Below are 18,156 nucleotides of genomic sequence, written 5' to 3' on the forward strand. Positions count from 1 at the left end.
CACTCTATAAAATTGGATAAATGACTATTTAGGTTTAAGTGAAATCAAATATATAAGAAAAAACGTATGTTTTAATACTTTTGAGTAAGAAAAAATGAACAGAATAAGTTTTTTTTCCGTATATAACTTGAGCCTGCTTTAAAAAGAGTATTTTTTTTGATAAGGTTTAAAACTAGATTCAAGAATCATTAAATTTTTTTGTAAATTGCTCTCCTAAAATTATCATATTCTCAAAATGGAACCACAAATACCTTATATTCCTAAAAATAAAGTAAGAATTGTTACCGCAGCATCACTTTTTGATGGACATGATGCGGCAATTAATATAATGCGTCGTATTATTCAATCCACTGGAGTTGAGGTAATTCATTTAGGTCACGACCGTAGTGTCGAAGAAGTTGTAAATACGGCTATTCAGGAAGATGCAAATTCTATTGCGTTAACTTCTTATCAAGGTGGTCACAACGAATATTTTAAATATATGTATGACTTGCTTCATGAAAAAGGAGCGGGACATATCAAGATTTTTGGTGGTGGTGGTGGTGTAATCTTGCCAAGCGAGATTGCCGAATTACACGAATACGGAATTACACGAATTTATTCTCCAGATGATGGGCGTTCTTTGGGATTACAAGGAATGATTAATGATTTGGTAGAACGTTCTGATTATCCTATTGGAGATAAACTTACAGATGAAATAAATCATATCGAAGATAAAAATCCAACGGCAATTGCACGTTTGATTTCTGCTGCTGAGAATTTTCCTGAAATTGCAAAACCTGTTTTTGATAAAATACATCAAAACAATGCAACTTCTAAAATTCCTGTTCTGGGAATTACAGGAACTGGTGGAGCAGGAAAATCATCTTTAGTAGACGAATTGGTACGTCGTTTTTTAATCGATTTCCCAACAAAAACTATCGGAATTGTATCTGTAGATCCATCAAAACGTAAAACTGGTGGAGCACTTTTAGGAGACAGAATCCGAATGAATGCTATTAATAACTCAAGAGTTTATATGCGTTCGTTGGCAACTCGTCAATCAAATCTAGCTTTATCTAAATATGTTGCCGAAGCGATTCAGGTTCTTAAAGCTGCTAAATATGATATTATCATTTTAGAAACTTCAGGAATTGGTCAGTCAGATACAGAGATTATGGATCATTCAGATGTTTCCTTATATGTAATGACACCAGAATTTGGAGCAGCTACGCAATTAGAAAAAATCGACATGCTTGATTTTGCCGATTTAGTAGCATTAAACAAATTCGATAAACGTGGTGCACTAGACGCCATACGTGATGTAAAAAAACAATACCAACGCAATCATAATCTTTGGGATAAAAATCCTGACGATATGCCTGTTTTTGGAACAATTGCTTCGCAGTTTAATGATCCGGGGATGAATACATTGTATAAATCTATCATGGACAAAATTGTCGAAAAAACAGAATCAGATTTAAAATCGACTTTCGAAATTACTCGTGAAATGAGCGAGAAAATTTTCGTAATTCCACCTCACAGAACGAGATATTTATCTGAAATTGCCGAGAACAATCGTAAATATGATGATACTGCTTTGTCGCAACAACAAGTGGCACAAAAATTATACGGTATTTTTAAAACTATCGAAAGTGTTACGGGGAAAGTTCCTGTGATTACCAAAGCAGGAATCGATGATAGCACTTTTATAAACGGAGCCGAAGAAAATCGTGTTTTCCTGAATCTTTTACTAAATCAATTTGATAAAGTAAAAATGGATTTAGATTCTTATAATTGGGAGATGATCCTAACTTGGGATGAAAAAGTAAATAAATACAAGAATCCTGTTTACAGCTTTAAAGTTCGTGATAAGGAAATAAAAATAGCAACACATACCGAAAGTTTATCGCACCAACAAATCCCAAAAATAGCTTTGCCTAAATATGAAGCTTGGGGAGATATCTTGCGTTGGTGTTTGCAAGAGAATGTTCCTGGAGAATTTCCGTTTGCATCAGGATTATATCCTTTTAAACGTGAGGGCGAAGATCCATCACGTATGTTTGCGGGAGAAGGTGGACCAGAAAGAACCAACAAACGTTTTCATTATGTGAGTGCAGGATTGCCTGCAAAACGTCTTTCGACAGCTTTTGATAGTGTAACATTATATGGTAATGATCCCGATGTACGACCAGATATTTATGGTAAAATCGGAAATGCCGGAGTTTCTATTTGTTGTCTGGATGATGCCAAAAAATTATATTCAGGTTTTGATTTAGTTCATGCTTTAACATCTGTGAGTATGACTATTAATGGACCAGCGCCTATGTTGCTTGGTTTCTTTATGAACGCAGCAATCGATCAGCAATGTGAGTATTACATTAAAGCCAATGATTTAGAAAAAGAAGTAGAGCAAAAAATCATCAAACTATACAAACAAAAAGGGATCACAAGACCTAAATACCAAGGCGATTTGCCAGCGGGAAATAATGGTTTAGGATTAATGCTTCTGGGAGTTACTGGTGATGAGGTTTTACCTATTGAGGTTTATAATGATATAAAAGCAAAAACACTTTCGCAAGTACGTGGAACAGTTCAAGCCGATATTCTTAAAGAAGATCAAGCACAAAACACTTGTATTTTCTCTACCGAGTTTGCTTTACGATTAATGGGAGATGTTCAGGAATATTTTATTACGCAAAACGTACGTAATTTTTATTCGGTTTCTATTTCAGGATATCATATTGCCGAGGCAGGAGCAAACCCAATTACGCAATTGGCATTTACGCTTTCTAATGGTTTTACTTATGTAGAATACTATTTGAGCCGCGGAATGAACATCAATGATTTTGGACCAAACTTATCGTTCTTTTTCTCGAATGGAGTAGATCCAGAATACGCAGTTATTGGTCGTGTAGCGCGTAAAATTTGGGCAAAAGCCATGAAGATTAAATATGGTGCTAACGAAAGAGCACAAATGCTTAAATACCATATCCAGACTTCAGGGCGTTCATTACACGCACAAGAGATTGATTTTAATGACATTCGTACCACATTGCAAGCATTATATGCTATTTATGATAACTGTAATTCATTGCATACTAATGCGTATGATGAAGCAATTACAACGCCTACCGAAGAATCAGTTCGTCGTGCTATGGCAATACAATTGATTATTAATAAAGAATTAGGTTTAGCCAAAAACGAAAACCCAATACAAGGTTCGTTCATTATAGAAGAATTAACAGATTTAGTAGAAGCGGCTGTTTTACAAGAATTCGACCGTATTACAGAGCGTGGAGGAGTTCTTGGTGCAATGGAAACCATGTACCAACGTTCTAAAATTCAGGAAGAGAGTTTGTATTACGAAACCTTGAAACATAACGGAGATTTCCCAATTGTGGGTGTAAATACTTTCCTGAGTTCAAAAGGATCTCCAACAGTTATTCCTGCTGAGGTTATTCGTGCAACCGAAGAAGAAAAACAATATCAGATAGATATGTTGAACAACTTACATGAGTATCATAAAGAATCGGTTAAAGATCATCTTAATACTCTGCAAGAAGCAGCAATTAAAAACGAAAACTTATTCGCCCATTTAATGGAAGCTACCAAAGTATGTTCGCTTGGTCAGATTACTTCGGCATTGTTTGAAGTAGGAGGACAGTATAGAAGGAATATGTAATTATTACGATTTTATAGATTTAGGAAACCTCTCAGAAATGGGAGGTTTTTTTGTTTTTGTTTGAGAGCTCGTTATTTTTTGTAAAGAGAGAGTATTGTTTCTTTAATATTATATATTTACTCAATTAATTAACAAAAAGGCAATTTGTATGTTTTTATGCAAATTGATTTAAAAATCTAAATACTTATATAGAGTGAAAACAAAACTACTTTTATTTCTTTTAACGTTTGTAATAATCAAAATTGACGCTCAACAACTAATCCAAGAATTTTCAACTACTCCGGAAGTTTTTTTTGAATTTAATAAACATATTTTTTTTAACAATTATAATGGAGATGTTGGTGGTAAAGTGTGGCGAACTGACGGAACTACTCCAAATACAGTTTTATTTAAAGATGTAATGGTAAAAAATGGAGGTTATCCAGGAATTCCATTTAAAGAGAATTCCGCAATTTTAAATGGTAAGTTATATTTTATTGGGCAAGATGCAAGTTCAAAAGGAGAAATATGGATGACTGATGGGACTGCTGATGGAACTATAAAAGTAACAAATTTTCTTAAAGGCAGGGTTTGGAGACTTACAACCGTAGGTAAGTATATTTATTTTATAATGAAAACAGGTGATTACTTAATGCAGGTTTGGAAAACTGATGGAACTACCATTGGAACAGAGTTAGTAAAAGATAATTTGCCTCTTTGGAATACGCCTACTTTTGAAGGTAGTTGCAATGATACTTTTATATTTACAATTCAATCTGTTAGTACTATGGATTCTAAAGTTTGGAGAAGTAACGGAACTTCTGAGGGAACGTTTCCAATTACCGAGAATATAGATGGTAATGGATCTGAAGGAGGAGGCACACCTGGTTTAACACAATATATAAACTATAATAATAAATTATATTTTGTTAGTAGGTATTTTTTACATGAGACTGATGGAACTCTTGAAAATACAAAAAGTGTCGGAAGGTTATTCCAGGCTCAAACTGATTTGGTGGAATATAGTAATGTTATTGAAGCAAATAATAATTTGTATTTTATGTTTTTTTCATCTGATAAAAATTTATTATCAATATGGGAATTTAATACAGTAAATAGAACTTCAGCAGAGATATATACAGAACAGAGTACTCGATATTTTTCGCCTTCTAATTTTATGAAAAAAGATAACTCTTTACTTTTTTGTTCTTCTAATTTTATAGGTGGTGGGACATCGTTAGTATCATTAAATCTTGATAATTATTCAGTATCGGGTGTAAAACATTTTTCAGATAGTGACATAGAAACGCCTTTTGTATTCATGAAAATATTGAATGTGTATACTATTTCTAAAATTCGTAATGATGACTATTTTATTACATCTGCATCGGATAAAAAGTATAATAGAAAAGGTTGGATTTATAATAGCACATTACAAACAACTGAAAATATTGACGCACTATATAATGTAAGAGAGAGTATTGTCTTTAATGAAGAATTATATTATTCAAAAGATAATAAATTATGGAAATATGCAAATAATTTGAATGTTGAGGTAATAGAAAATAAACAATCATTCAAGCTTTATCCAAATCCTACTTCTGATTTTATTCAAATAAATGTTGGTAATGATGATAAAGTGGAGAGTATTCGTGTTTTTGATTTAAATGGTAAAGTAGTAATTAATTTATCTAACTATAATGACAACAAGATTGATATTTCTAAATTAAGCCAAGGTACTTATATTATGGAGCTCAAATTAAATGGAGTTTTGGTAAACAAAAAAATAGTGAAGAAGTAAAAGATATATGATATATAGTAACTAGATTAAGATAGCTATTGTTTATATAAAAAATATGCTCCACGAAGTGTTTGAAATTGTTGTATGAAGCACGCTCTAAGAAGTGTTCGCAATCGCTGTGCGAAGTCTCCCGACTTCGCACCCGTTGCTATATTCTGTTCCAAATTTATTTTTTTGATTCTCTTTGCGGATTATTGGAGTAGGTACGAAGTCGGGAGACTTCACACAGCAATAAGGAACTCTGATATTTTATTGTGACTTTACTTTTTCAGGATCCTTTAGACTTGCGTTTCAATTTTTCAAGTATGGCATCGGCTTTTTCGTTTTGACAGATGAATTGTAAAGAGTCAGCATAACGATAGTAATATACAGGGTCTAAATCAGATGTCAAGGCAAACAATTCACCGTACCATACCGCAGCTTTTTCCAGTTTACAATTAGAGTAAGAAGAATTTCCTAATTTTTGGAATAAATCTACTGATTTATAACCTTTTGCCGCAACTCTTTCGTAGGTCTCTATTACATTAATATAAGCGTATTTGTCACTTACTTTATCGGTTACATAGTTTTTTTCATTTTGCGCAGAAATACGAAGTGAAAAAATTGTCAGTAGTGCTATAAGAGCTAATTTTTTTTGCATGTGTATTAGTTTAAAAAAATGTTAGGGTACACATTTTTTTGCCTTTATTGAATAATTTATAATGTAAGAAAATTTCATCTTTTGTTGAAAATGATGATGTTTTTTTGCAAATGTATATAAATCAGTGGTATAAAAATAGAAGTGACTGTTTTTTTTAGGACTGAAGCTAATTATCCCCCGTTCTACGAAGTGTTCGCAATTGCAGTGCGAAGTCTCCCGACTTCGCACCCGTTGCTATATTCTGTTCCAAATTTATTTTTTTGATTGTGTTTTCGGATTATTGGAGTAGGAACAAAGTCGGGAGTCTTCGCACAGCAACCAGAAACTTCCGTTTTAGTTATTAAGAAGATTTTTTAAATTTAGATAATTATAAAACTGCATTTAGTAAATGCGGTTTTTTATTTAATAGTAGTTACTTTTATTGTCTTATATTAAATGAAAAGAACTTAATTGGAATGGATTTAATTAATTATTCAGCCGACAAACTATTTGAAAAACTTTTGAATAATAAATCAAATAGAAATTATTGGAAATTTATTAGCGAATTAAGGAAGCGAAATGAAGATGGTATCTTTGAGAAAAGTATTGAACTTACTAAATCAGAAATTGTTAAGGAAAAAATTATAGGAATAAACATTTTAGCTCAATTTGGATATCCAAGATTATATTTGAAAAAAATCTTGAAGAGATATTTTGATTTATTAAAAAAAGAAATTGATAAAAATGTTATTAGTTCGATACTCTTTGGAATTGGACATAATAATGACAATCTAACAGAAAAACAAATCAATATAATTTGCGCGTATAAAAATCATAAAAGTGTTAATGTACGATATAGTTTGGTCTTCTGCCTTCTTTCAATTGATAAAAGCAAACCTATCGATACTTTGATTGAATTAAGCAGAGATAAAGATTCTACTATCAGAAATTGGGCAACTTTTGGGATCGGAACACAAATTGAAACTGATAACAAAATAATTAGAAATGCTTTGTGGGAGAAAGTAGGAGATAAAGATAAAATTACCAGATTTGAAGCCATTGTGGGGTTAGCAAAACGAAAAGAGGAAAAAATTAGAGAAATTCTTAAAAACGAACTTCTAAGAATAGATGAACATGGTTCATTAATTTTAGAAGCTATAGAAGAATTTAATGATGAAGAATTTATAAATTTAATTGAGGAACAAATTAAAAGAAATAAAGTTTTAAAAAAGATAGATGAGAATTGGTTATTAGAAACTTTAGAAAAATTATTACAACAGAAATAAAGATATTAGTTTAAAACCTTTCAGAGATGAAAGGTTTTTTTATATTTTAGTGTTATGAAAAATACTACCTATTATATTCTGTTTCTTTTTGTTACGGTTTTTAGTTATGCTCAAGACAAGCAATTGTTACAAACGGGAGTTATTATCGATTCGATGAAAATTGCAACGACTCCATCAGAATCGTATGCAATTTATTTTCCAAAAAAGTATGATGCCAAAACTCCAACGGCATTGGTCTTTATTTTTGATCCAGATGCAAGAGGAAAAATAGCAATTGAACCTTTTATACTGGCTGCAGAAACGTATAATTATATTTTGGTATGCTCCAATACTTTAAGAAATGGATCTACCCAAGTTAATATTGCAGTTGCTAATAGATTATTTGATAATGTATTGCAAACCTATCCTATTGATACTTCCCAACTTTATATTTCAGGTTTTTCGGGCGGTGCAAGATTAGCTAGTTTTTACGGAATATCTTCGGGTGCTTTTCAAGGAGTTATTGCTTGTGGGGCTTCTTTTAATGGTATGGATAAGCTTATTCCTCCTTCTAATAATTTTTCTTATGTAGGAATGGTTGGAGATAGTGATATGAATTATCAGGAAATGATAGCAAATAAAGATTGGTTAGATAAAGCGAAGATTGTAAACACACTTTTTGTTGCTCATGAAGAGCATGTTTGGCCGAAACAAAACGAAATGCTTCGCGCTTTTGATTGGTTAGAAATTCAGGCTTATAGAAAAAATATAAGACCTAAGAATGATACAATTATTAAAAGGATTTATGATAAAAATGTACGCATAGCAGATAGTTTAAAGGCCAATAAAGAAATGGTTTCTTCGGTGAATGCGTATGAAAAAGGAATTACACTCTTTAATACAAATGAAGATAATTTTATAAGAACCAAAATTGCCGAAATCAAAAAATCCAGAGAGTATAAAGAGGAACTAGCCAAAATGGAAGCGATACAGATTCAGGAAAATGAACTTTTAGATAAGCTTTCGCTTCGCTTTGACCAAGACTTAAAATCGGCTAAGAGTAATAGTAGTTTTAAGTTTTGGAAATCTGAAATTAAAGATTTGAATACAATGAAGTTAGACGACAAAAATCCTTTAGCCCAGAATATGGCCAAAAGAGTATTGTTTTGGTTTCAGGTTCTAGTTTATGAAACAGGGCAGGAAAATAAAAGAAATCAACAAAATAATAAGGCTGATTATTGTAATGAATTGTATAAAATTATTACAGAAGCAAATTAAAGACAAAAGCCCAACTCTTAAACAGAATTGGGCTTTTTATAATAACTAAATTGTAATTGTTTTGCTTATTAAAAAGCGGATAAATTAACGACGAAAAGCTGGGCTTTGATTAAAAGATTCGTCGGTTGTTTTGTTTGCTTTTGAAGATTTTACGATAATTTCGTGTTTTACTTTTTTGGCGTTGTCTTGAAATTCAAGATAATAAGTTCCTGCAGGATATTCTTCTAAACTTAATGTTTTCGAAATTTCTAATTCATTAGTTGCAATTCCTTTATATATCAAATGACTTTCGTTATCTACAATAGAGAAATTTGATTTCTGTTCTCCATTCAAAGTAAAACTAACTACTTTGCCATTTCCAGTTTTTATATTCAAGATATAATCCCCTTTTCCATCAATTGCATAAGTACTCATTGTTGTCAAAAAAATAACCAATACTAAGCTTAATCCTAAAATCTTCTTCATGTCTTTGTTTTTGTTTTTTAATTTTCAAATCGCGGTGCGCAAAACTACAAATAGTTCGTTAACTACAAAATATTTTTTATGTTAATTTTTGTTCTAAGTTGCTGACTTAAAAGTGTTTCGGCTGAACTCGTGATTATATACGGATTTATAAGATTGTTGGATGTTATTTTTATAACTTTTTTTAAATCAGTATTTTGCATTTTTGTAGTAGTCCACGTATAAAAGATAAATTTAAAATAAAAAACGATTGAAAAAATAGCTCTCTTTTGAATATTTGATACTATTATAACAAAAAAAAACAGCTCTTTTAACCATTAAAAGGGCTGTTTTTAAACGATGACGTTTTTAACTTTACTGACTAAACAAATTCATTTTTATATAATGTGGGCATGCAATTTTCTAACGTAATGCTACAGCAGTATTTTTAGCATTTGCTGTTTTGTATGTTTGCGAAATAGATTTGTTAGACATTGTTGATACCCTATTGGTAACATTAATCTCATATCTCAATTTCTTTACATTGTCTTCTATATCCAGAAAATAAGTTCCATCTGGCAATTCGGCCAAATCAAATGTTTTTATAATTCCGTCTTTACCCGTTGCATACTCAGAGTAAATTAAGGTACCATCTTTATCATAAATAGAAAGATATGCTTTTGTTACATTGTTTAAAGAAAATGTAATTAGTTTACCGTCGCCTTTTCTTACATGAAGGGCAAAATCGGTATTTCCATCAATTGCATAAGTACTCATTCCTGTAAAAAGTACTGCAAATACTAGACTTAATTTTAGAATCTTTTTCATGGCTTTAGTTTTTTAATTATTAGTTCTAATTCTCTGATGCTAAATTACTTTAAGAATATATTGTTTTACACATCTCTATTTGCCAATTTCTATGCTATATTCTCATTTACGAAAGCGTTATAGGTTAAAGTTTAAATTATATTAGGTGTTTTAGTTAAATTTGTTTTTATTTTTCAAAGAATTTATCATGAAGAACACCGCCCCAGCTCTTGAAGTGATATCAAACTCCTACGGAAGCTCTTTTAGCTATATTAGGCATGCAGAAAAGACCAATAGCAAATCCCATTTATGGCATTATCATCCCGAAATCGAATTGGTTTATGTAAACGGAGGTGCGGGAAAACGACAAATAGGAAGTCATGTTTCATATTACACCAATGGCGATTTGATTTTAATAGGAGCCAATTTGCCTCATTGTGGTTTTACCAATGAACAAACTGGGAATAAAAACGAAATCGTTATCCATATTAAGCCAGAATTTTTAGGAAATGATTTTTTTGGAGTTCCCGAGATGAAAAAAGTTCAAAATGTTTTTGGTCAAGCCAAAGCAGGAATAGCATTTACAGGAGAAACTAAAGAACGAATTGGTAAGAAAATAGAAATGATGGAAAAGCAACTTCCATTAGAACGATTGCTAACACTCTTGAGTATTTTAGATGAATTAGAATCTTCTGAAGATTATACGGTGCTTAACGCCGATGGGTTTTCGTTAGAATTATACACGCAGGATAATGATCGAATCAATGTTGTTTTTAATTATGTAAAAGACAACTTTCAGGAAGCTATTGCCATCGATGAGGTTTCGGGTTTGGTGAGCATGACGACACCTTCTTTTTGCAGATATTTTAAAAAAATAACCAATAAAACCTTCACCACTTTTGTAAATGAATATCGTTTGGTACATGCTTCGAAGCTTTTGGCCGAAAAGCCGATTAGTATTAATGAAGTTTGTTATGAAAGCGGATTTAATAATTTCAGTCACTTTAGTAAATTATTTAAAACTTATACAGGAAAAAGTGCGTTGCAATACCGTCAGGAGTTAAAAACTGTGATTAAGTAGTTTTAACTGCAAAGAGTTTAACCGCAAAGGGCGCAAAGATTTTATAAGTGAGATTCTATAAAAACGCAAAGTTCGCAAAGCTGTATGTTTTATCGGCTTTGTGAACTTTGCGTAAAACCTTTGCGTGCTTTACGGTTAATTTTTAAGCTGAGCGAATCCGTGTCATCTGCGTTCCCTTTTAGACAATCTTTATAATTTGAGTTCTATCTAAGTCTTTGTCAGAGTACCATACTGGGCGGTAATAATCCATTTTTTAGAATTGAAGTTTCATTTTGTATGTGAGAAAAAATTATATTTACATTCTTGTTTTTCGAATATTGTAACAAACAAGTGGTAATTAGTTAGATTTAATCAAAACAATCAAAATTATACTTAATGAATTTATTTAGAACACTCATCGTATTTACACTTACGGGAATAGTTGTTTCAAGCTGTGACAAAAAAGAACCAGCAGTATTTCCAGATCCTTTAATAACCAATCGTGATACAACAATAAATCCTGCGGATGATTTTTTTAACTATGCCAATAATGGTTGGTTTAAGAAACATCCAATTCTGAGTACCGATAGTAGTAACGGTATTGGGAGAATTGTTATGGATACAATTAATGAGCAAATAAAGAGTATTTGCGAAAAATCGGCTGCAGATGAATCGGCTGCAAAAGGAAGTAACAAACAAAAAATAGGCGATTTTTATGCTTCGGGAATGGATACAATTGCCATCGAAAAAGCAGGTTTATCTCCGCTTAATAGCGAAATGAAAAAAATTGCAGCTATAAAAGATGTTCCTTCTTTGGTAAATTCTATAGCGCATTTACAAACTCTTGGTACAAGTCCGGCTTTTTCATTTTATGTTGGTCAAGACGATAAAATAAGCACAAAATATGCGTTGTTTTTTGGTCAGGGCGGATTAGGAATGGGGCAAAGAGATTTTTATCTTGATACCGATAAGCGAAATGAATCTATTCGTAAGGAGTATTTAATTCATCTTAAAACGATGATGAAATTTACAGGCGAAGATGAAGCAACAGCTGCCAAAAGCGCTGCAACTATCATGAAGCTGGAAACTGATCTGGCAAAATCTTCTCGTAAACTAGAAGCGCTTAGAGATCCAGTAAAAAATTATAACAAACTTACTGTTGAGCAATTCAGCAAAACGACTCCAAATATTGATTGGAAAACAGTTTTACCAATTTTGGGTATTGCCAAAGCTGATACGGTAATTGTAGGTCAGCCTGAGTTTTTTACTTCATTAAATAAGTTATTAAAAACATATCCTGTTGAGGAATGGAAAACTTACCTTAAATGGAATTTGGTAAATTCGTATGCTGAATATTTAAATGCAGCGGTTGAGAAGCAAAACTTCAAATTCTTTTCGACAGTAATGAACGGAGTAAGTACTCAAAAACCACGTTGGAAAAGAGTTGTTGGGCAAACAGACAGCTATTTAGGTGAATTAGTAGGACAAGTATATGTGGCCGAATATATGCCAAAAGGGGTTAAAGAAAAATTACTAGAAATAGGTAATAACATACGTGATGTATTTGCTGTACATATCAAGAAATTAGATTGGATGAGTGATGCTACAAAAGAGAAAGCATTACAAAAATTAAATAAAATCGTAATGAAAGTTGGATATCCAGATAAATGGAAGGATATGAGTAAACTTTCTACTGATAGAAGTTCATTTTGTAGTAATGTGTTAAAAGCTAATTCTTGGCATTACAATGATATGGTTAACAAATACGGTAAACCTGTAGATAGAACCGAATGGAGTATGCAACCACAAACATATAATGCTTATTATAATCCTAGTAATAACGAAATTGTGATTCCGGCTTGTAATATTATCGTTCCTGGTTATGAAGGAAGAATGCCTGATGATGCTATCTTATACGGAATTCTTGGAGGTTCTTTCTTTGGACACGAAATCACGCATGGTTTTGATGATCAGGGAAGTCAATATGATGATAAAGGAAACCTAAATAATTGGTGGACTGCCGAAGATTTGAAAAAATTTAAATCTAAAACAAAGTTGATTGTAGATCAATATAATAAGTTTACTGTACTTGGTAAACACGTTAATGGAGAAGCAACTCAAGGAGAAAACATTGCCGATTTAGGTGGTGTTGTAGTAGGTTATGAGGCATTTAAGAAAACGGCTCAATATAAAAATAATGAAAAAATTAGCGGATTAACGCCAGATCAACGTTATTTCCTTTCTTATGCTTATTCTTGGATGATCAATAGAAGAGATGAGTCTAAGATTAATCAAATCATGACCGACGTACATTCTCCAGAACAATTTAGAGTAAATGGACCTTTAAGTAATATGCCAGAATTCTATAAAGCATTTAATGTGAAAAAAGGAGATAAAATGTATCAGCCAGATAGTTTACGTGTGGTTATTTGGTAATTTAAGTTGCTAAGGTTCTGAGAGGCAAAGGGACAAAGGTTTCCTGTAGGGACGCACCGCAGTGCATCTTTTTGGAGGTTCAGAGTTTTTTATAAGGTTTAAAAAAGGGACAAAGGTTTTCTGTAGTCTTTGTCAAAGAGAGTCAAAGAGTTTTGAACACAAAATAAACATAAACTTATTTTTTAGAGATAAGAGTAATCTCCGCAAGGAATTGACACAAACTAGTCAGTTTCTTATGGAGATTCTTTTTTTGGAAGAAAAAAGTTTGCGTTTGCTGTATGTTCAATCCAAACCTTTGTCCCTTTGAACCTCTGCGCCTTTATACCTTTTTCTAAACCTTTTTCATATCTTAGAGCCTTAGTAACTCAGAATCTCAGAACCTTTATTAAAAAACAAATGAAAAACTTTAAAATTATATTGTTGGCTGTTTTTTTATGCAGCTCCCTTTTATCTTATGGTGCCAAAGTAGATACGCTACAAATTGAGAGTGTTGCAATGGGGAAAACGTATAAAGCAGCAGTTGTTTTACCAAATTCGTATGCCAAAAGTAAAGCTTCGTTTCCTGTATTGTATTTGTTGCATGGTGCTTACGGACATTTTGGAGATTGGCTAAAAAACACACCAGATAAAAAATTAGTGCAAAATTTATCTGATCAATACAATTTGATAATCGTAATGCCCGAAGGAGAAACATTTAGTTTTTACTTAGATAGTCCAGTAAATAAAGGAAGTCAGTTTGAGACTTATATAACCAAAGAAGTAATTCAGAAAATAGATAAAACCTACCGTACTATTAGTGATAAAAAAGGAAGAGTAATCTCGGGACTTTCGATGGGAGGACATGGCGCATTGTATTTATCATCCAAGCATCCAGATTTGTTTTGCGCAGCAGGAAGCATGAGTGGCGCAGTAGATATGGGCGGAATGCTTAATCGTGACGCAGTACAGGTAACTAAATTTATGGAACCCGTTTTTGGAAAAGAAGGAGCGCCACAAGAAGTATATGCATCCTATGCAGTACTTGGTATGGTCGATAAGATGAAAGCCAATAAACTAGCATTGATAATCGATTGTGGAGTAGATGATTTCCTAATCGAACCCAATCGTGAATTACACCGAAGATTAGTTTATAGCAAAGTAGAGCACGATTATACCGAAAGACCAGGAGCACATACTTGGGAATATTGGGAAAATTCATTGCCGTATCATGTATTGTATTTTAGTAAAGTATTGGCTAAAAATGGTGTTGCAGTAAATTAAAATCATAAAATTCTAAAAAATAGCCTTTTATGATTTAAATGTTATGTATTGAAAACTAATGATTTGTATGTATTTGTGTGATTTTTTTTCAAGAAAATAGTACATATTATTTTTTTTGGTTTGATTTTTGGAATACCTTTATGTATAACTTAAAAAAATAAAAAAACATGAAAAAGATAATTACACTTTTTGCAATAGTAGGGTTGGTAGCATTCTCTAGTTGCGAAGGACCTGAAGGACCAATGGGGCCAGAAGGACTAGAAGGTTTACCAGGACCGGTTTCCGAAGTTATTGAAAGACAAGTAAATTTTAATCCAAGTGGATTTTCAGTGACAATACCATTAAGTCCACCAATTTATAAAAATGACGTTGTATTAGTTTATCATTTGTATGGTGCTTCAGCTGGAAATGATGTTTGGAGACTAATACCACAAACTTATTACATGAGTGATGGTGGAGCTCTTGATTATAACTTTGATTATACAATTAATAGAGTTAATATTTTTCTTGGTGCAGATTTTGATTTAAATACGCTTAGTCCAGATTGGACTCAAAAGCAGGTTTTTAGAATTGTAATTGTTCCGGCAGATATTTTTGAAACTGGAAAATCTGTTAATAAAGCGGATTATTCAGATTACAATGAGGTTATTAAAAAATATAATATTAATGATAGCAATGTTCAAAGAGTGAAGTTGTAATCTAAAAATAAAGTAAAAAAGGGAATCGTAAGATTCCCTTTTTTATTTTCTAAAAAAAAAACATTTAATCCGTGTTTTCGCTTTAGCGAATCCGTATCATCCGCGTTCCATCTACATTTAGTGAGAGTTAGAGGATTCTTAATAAACCTTAATCTCTTAATGGTTCGAAAAAAAACTGTTGTATTTCTATTCTTCTGTTTTAGAAATTTTCTCTTTGTTTTTGCTTAATCGCAATGAAACAATAATTCCTATAATTAGTGAAAGTCCGATAAAGGTAAGTGAGCCCCATTCTGGTACTTCGATATAATCGTGTAGGAGCATTTTAAGACCTACGAAACTTAAAATAGCAATAAGGCTGTATTCTAAATAACTGAATTTAGCCAACATATTAGCAAGGAAAAAATACATCGAACGTAATCCGAGAATAGCAAAGATATTAGAGCTAAAGACTAAAAAAGGATCTTTGGTAATGGCAAGAATTGCAGGAACGCTGTCGATTGCAAATAAAACGTCCATAAACTCAATTACTATTAAAGCAACAAATAGCGGAGTGGCAGCTTTTTTTCCTTTTTCAGTTAAAGTGAAAAATTTTTCATGCTCCATGTGAGAGGTAATCGGAATTACTTTTCCTAATACCTTATATATAAAAGAGTCTTTTGGATGAAAATCTTCTTCTTTGCCCGAAAATAACATTTTCATTGCTGTAAACAGTAAGAAAGCACCAAATACATAAGTTGTCCAGGTGAATTTATTGATAAGCATTACGCCAAAGAAAATCATCAATCCGCGAAAAATGACAGCGCCTAGAATTCCCCAAAATAAAACGCGATGCTGGTATTTTTGTGGAATCTTGAAAGAAGCAAAAATAATAGCAATCACAAAAATATTATCTACGCTTAATGATAATTCGATTAGATATCCGGTAATAAATTTTATTGCGGCAGCGGCTGGTTTTAGTCCGTCGGGATTTTCTATATAATCAGTACCATATAACCAATATATTACGCCAGAGAATAAAAACGAAGCGCTTACCCAGATAAGAGTCCATCTGCTAGCTTCTTTTGTGCTTATAATATGTGGTGTTTTATTAAATACGCCAAGGTCTAGAGCAAGAATAAGTAGTACTGCTATTAAAAAAAGTATCCAGACTATCATAAGCCGATTTTTTTTAGTGAATTACAAAGATAGTTTTTGATTTTATACCTAAAAAGCATATTTCCAATATTTTAACGATGCTTTTGGATTGTGTAAAAGAGAAAAATAAAAATTTTACCATTAAGAGATTAAGAGGGATTAAGTTTTAATCTGTGGCTGGGAATTTAACCGCAAAGGGCGCAATCCCGAAGCGTCGGATACGCAAAGGTCGCTAAGTTTCAAATTCTATGCGAAGGGGACGCGGATTAAACGGATTCGCTAAAGCGAAAACACGGATTAAACGGATTTTCTATCTGTTGTTTTTAAAAATCCGTATCATCCGCGTCCCTTTATATAGACAATTTAAGCTTTTTTGCAAAAATAATGGGCATAAAAAAAGCGCCTACATATATATGAGGCACTTTTTGGTTTTATGAAGCTATGAGATTACAATGCTGATTTTACAGTTTTGATAATTCTTGCAGCAATTTTATATGGGTCACCGTTAGATGCAGGTCTTCTGTCTTCTAACCAACCTTTCCAGCCTTTTTGTACTGTAATTAATGGGATTCTTATAGATGCACCTCTATCAGAAATTCCATAAGAGAAATCATGGATAGAAGCAGTTTCATGTTTACCAGTTAAACGTAAATCGTTGTAAGCACCGTAAACTGCAATATGCTCAGCAGTAACAGGACGGAAAGCCTCACAGATTCTTTCGTAAGTAGCTTGGTCTCCACAAGTTCTTAAAACTTCGTTAGAGAAATTAGCGTGCATTCCAGATCCATTCCAATCTGTATCACCAAGTGGTTTTGGGTGATATTCGATATAGTAACCATATTTCTCTGTTAAACGATCTAGTAAGTATCTTGCAATCCAAATTTCGTCACCAGCTTTTTTTGCACCTTTAGCAAATAATTGAAACTCCCATTGTCCGCAAGCAACCTCTTGGTTGATACCTTCAAAGTTAATTCCAGCTGCGATACATAAATCTGCATGTTCTTCGACTAATTTTCTTCCGTGAGTGTTCTTCCCACCTACAGAACAGTAGTACATACCTTGTGGAGCAGGATAACCTCCAACAGGGAAACCTAATGGCAATAAAGTTTTAGTGTCCATGATGAAATATTCTTGTTCGAAACCAAACCAGAAATCATCATTATCATCATCAATAGTAGCTCTACCGTTAGAAGGATGTGGAGTTCCATCAGCATACATAACCTCAGACATTACTAAGTATCCATTAATACGAGTTGGATCTGGGTAAATTGCAACAGGAACTAATAAACAGTCAGAAGATCCACCTTCGGCTTGTTTTGTAGAAGATCCATCAAATGACCAATTACCAAGTTCTTCTAGTGTTCCTTTAAAATTTTCGTGTTCTTCAACTTTAGTTTTGCTTCTAAGATTTTGAGTTGGTTCATATCCATCTAACCAAATGTACTCTAACTTTATTTTAGCCATAATAATATAAATTAATTTTTCTTTTTTTTTGGATTTTTTTGTTGGGTCAAATATATATTTATTTTTTTATTGCTAGAAAAACGGGGGTAGTTTTTATTTAGGGTAATGTTATTTTTTGCATAAGCTTAATTTTTGCGCCCTAAATTTAAAAATAGGTAATTTTAGAGGGGGATAAAAAATAATTCCGCAATTATGGGTGGTTTTTTTGAAAATGAGCAAGGTTTCGCGATTGGTAAATTGTTTTATAAAT

13 protein-coding genes are annotated in these 18,156 nt (G+C 32.4%); 8 read left to right on the forward strand and 5 right to left on the reverse strand.

Annotated elements, in window-relative coordinates; all coding sequences use genetic code 11:
• Nucleotides 1-235: 235 nt before the first annotated feature.
• Both SHI72_RS03255 and SHI72_RS03260 read left to right on the forward strand, forming a co-directional pair.
• A complete protein-coding gene (locus SHI72_RS03255; RefSeq protein WP_323489040.1) occupies nucleotides 236-3,664 on the forward strand; it encodes a methylmalonyl-CoA mutase family protein in 3,429 nt (1,142 codons plus the stop codon).
• 193 nt (nucleotides 3,665-3,857) lie between these two features.
• Nucleotides 3,858-5,444: a T9SS type A sorting domain-containing protein gene (locus tag SHI72_RS03260; protein ID WP_323489041.1), complete on the forward strand. Its 1,587-nt coding sequence runs from the start codon at nucleotides 3,858-3,860 to the stop codon at nucleotides 5,442-5,444.
• Between the two features lie 268 nt (nucleotides 5,445-5,712).
• Here the strand turns inward: SHI72_RS03260 and SHI72_RS03265 are convergent, their stop codons facing one another.
• Nucleotides 5,713-6,084: a flagellar motor protein MotB gene (locus tag SHI72_RS03265; protein WP_323489042.1), complete on the reverse strand. Its 372-nt coding sequence runs from the start codon at nucleotides 6,082-6,084 to the stop codon at nucleotides 5,713-5,715.
• 455 nt (nucleotides 6,085-6,539) lie between these two features.
• Between SHI72_RS03265 and SHI72_RS03270 the strand changes: the two genes are divergently transcribed.
• Both SHI72_RS03270 and SHI72_RS03275 read left to right on the forward strand, forming a co-directional pair.
• Nucleotides 6,540-7,349, forward strand: coding sequence for a hypothetical protein (locus SHI72_RS03270; protein ID WP_323489043.1), 810 nt, complete (start codon nucleotides 6,540-6,542; stop codon nucleotides 7,347-7,349).
• 54 nt (nucleotides 7,350-7,403) lie between these two features.
• Entirely contained in the window at nucleotides 7,404-8,606 is a 1,203-nt protein-coding gene (locus SHI72_RS03275; protein ID WP_323489044.1) for a hypothetical protein, read from the forward strand.
• An 84-nt stretch (nucleotides 8,607-8,690) separates the two neighbouring features.
• Here the strand turns inward: SHI72_RS03275 and SHI72_RS03280 are convergent, their stop codons facing one another.
• Nucleotides 8,691-9,071, reverse strand: coding sequence for a secretion protein (locus tag SHI72_RS03280; protein WP_323489045.1), 381 nt, complete (start codon nucleotides 9,069-9,071; stop codon nucleotides 8,691-8,693).
• Between the two features lie 399 nt (nucleotides 9,072-9,470).
• Nucleotides 9,471-9,875 carry a secretion protein gene (locus SHI72_RS03285; protein ID WP_323489046.1) on the reverse strand — a complete coding sequence of 135 codons (405 nt, stop codon included), beginning with the start codon at nucleotides 9,873-9,875 and terminating at the stop codon, nucleotides 9,471-9,473.
• A 187-nt stretch (nucleotides 9,876-10,062) separates the two neighbouring features.
• On the opposite strand from SHI72_RS03285, the gene SHI72_RS03290 reads away from it, so the two are divergent.
• The 4 genes from SHI72_RS03290 to SHI72_RS03305 all read left to right on the forward strand — a co-directional run bounded on the left by SHI72_RS03290 (nucleotide 10,063) and on the right by SHI72_RS03305 (nucleotide 15,308).
• Nucleotides 10,063-10,935: an AraC family transcriptional regulator gene (locus tag SHI72_RS03290; protein ID WP_323489047.1), complete on the forward strand. Its 873-nt coding sequence runs from the start codon at nucleotides 10,063-10,065 to the stop codon at nucleotides 10,933-10,935.
• Between the two features lie 375 nt (nucleotides 10,936-11,310).
• On the forward strand, nucleotides 11,311-13,350 hold the full coding sequence (locus SHI72_RS03295) for a M13 family metallopeptidase (RefSeq protein ID WP_323489048.1): 2,040 nt from the start codon (nucleotides 11,311-11,313) through the stop codon (nucleotides 13,348-13,350).
• A 396-nt stretch (nucleotides 13,351-13,746) separates the two neighbouring features.
• Nucleotides 13,747-14,610, forward strand: a complete 864-nt coding sequence (locus tag SHI72_RS03300) for an alpha/beta hydrolase (protein WP_323489049.1) — start codon at nucleotides 13,747-13,749, stop codon at nucleotides 14,608-14,610.
• 167 nt (nucleotides 14,611-14,777) lie between these two features.
• On the forward strand, nucleotides 14,778-15,308 hold the full coding sequence (locus SHI72_RS03305; RefSeq protein WP_039117784.1) for a hypothetical protein: 531 nt from the start codon (nucleotides 14,778-14,780) through the stop codon (nucleotides 15,306-15,308).
• A gap of 186 nt (nucleotides 15,309-15,494) precedes the next feature.
• On the opposite strand, the gene SHI72_RS03310 is transcribed toward SHI72_RS03305, so the two are convergent.
• Together SHI72_RS03310 and SHI72_RS03315 are read right to left on the reverse strand one after the other, a co-directional pair.
• The gene (locus SHI72_RS03310; RefSeq protein WP_323489050.1) at nucleotides 15,495-16,463 is read right to left on the reverse strand and encodes a TerC family protein; all 969 of its coding nucleotides are present in this window, start codon (nucleotides 16,461-16,463) and stop codon (nucleotides 15,495-15,497) included.
• A gap of 426 nt (nucleotides 16,464-16,889) precedes the next feature.
• On the reverse strand, nucleotides 16,890-17,906 hold the full coding sequence (locus SHI72_RS03315; RefSeq protein ID WP_039111076.1) for a glutamine synthetase beta-grasp domain-containing protein: 1,017 nt from the start codon (nucleotides 17,904-17,906) through the stop codon (nucleotides 16,890-16,892).
• Nucleotides 17,907-18,156 lie beyond the last annotated feature (250 nt).

Source organism: Flavobacterium sp. PL02 (genome assembly GCF_035013205.1).
Classification (GTDB): Bacteria; Bacteroidota; Bacteroidia; order Flavobacteriales; family Flavobacteriaceae; genus Flavobacterium.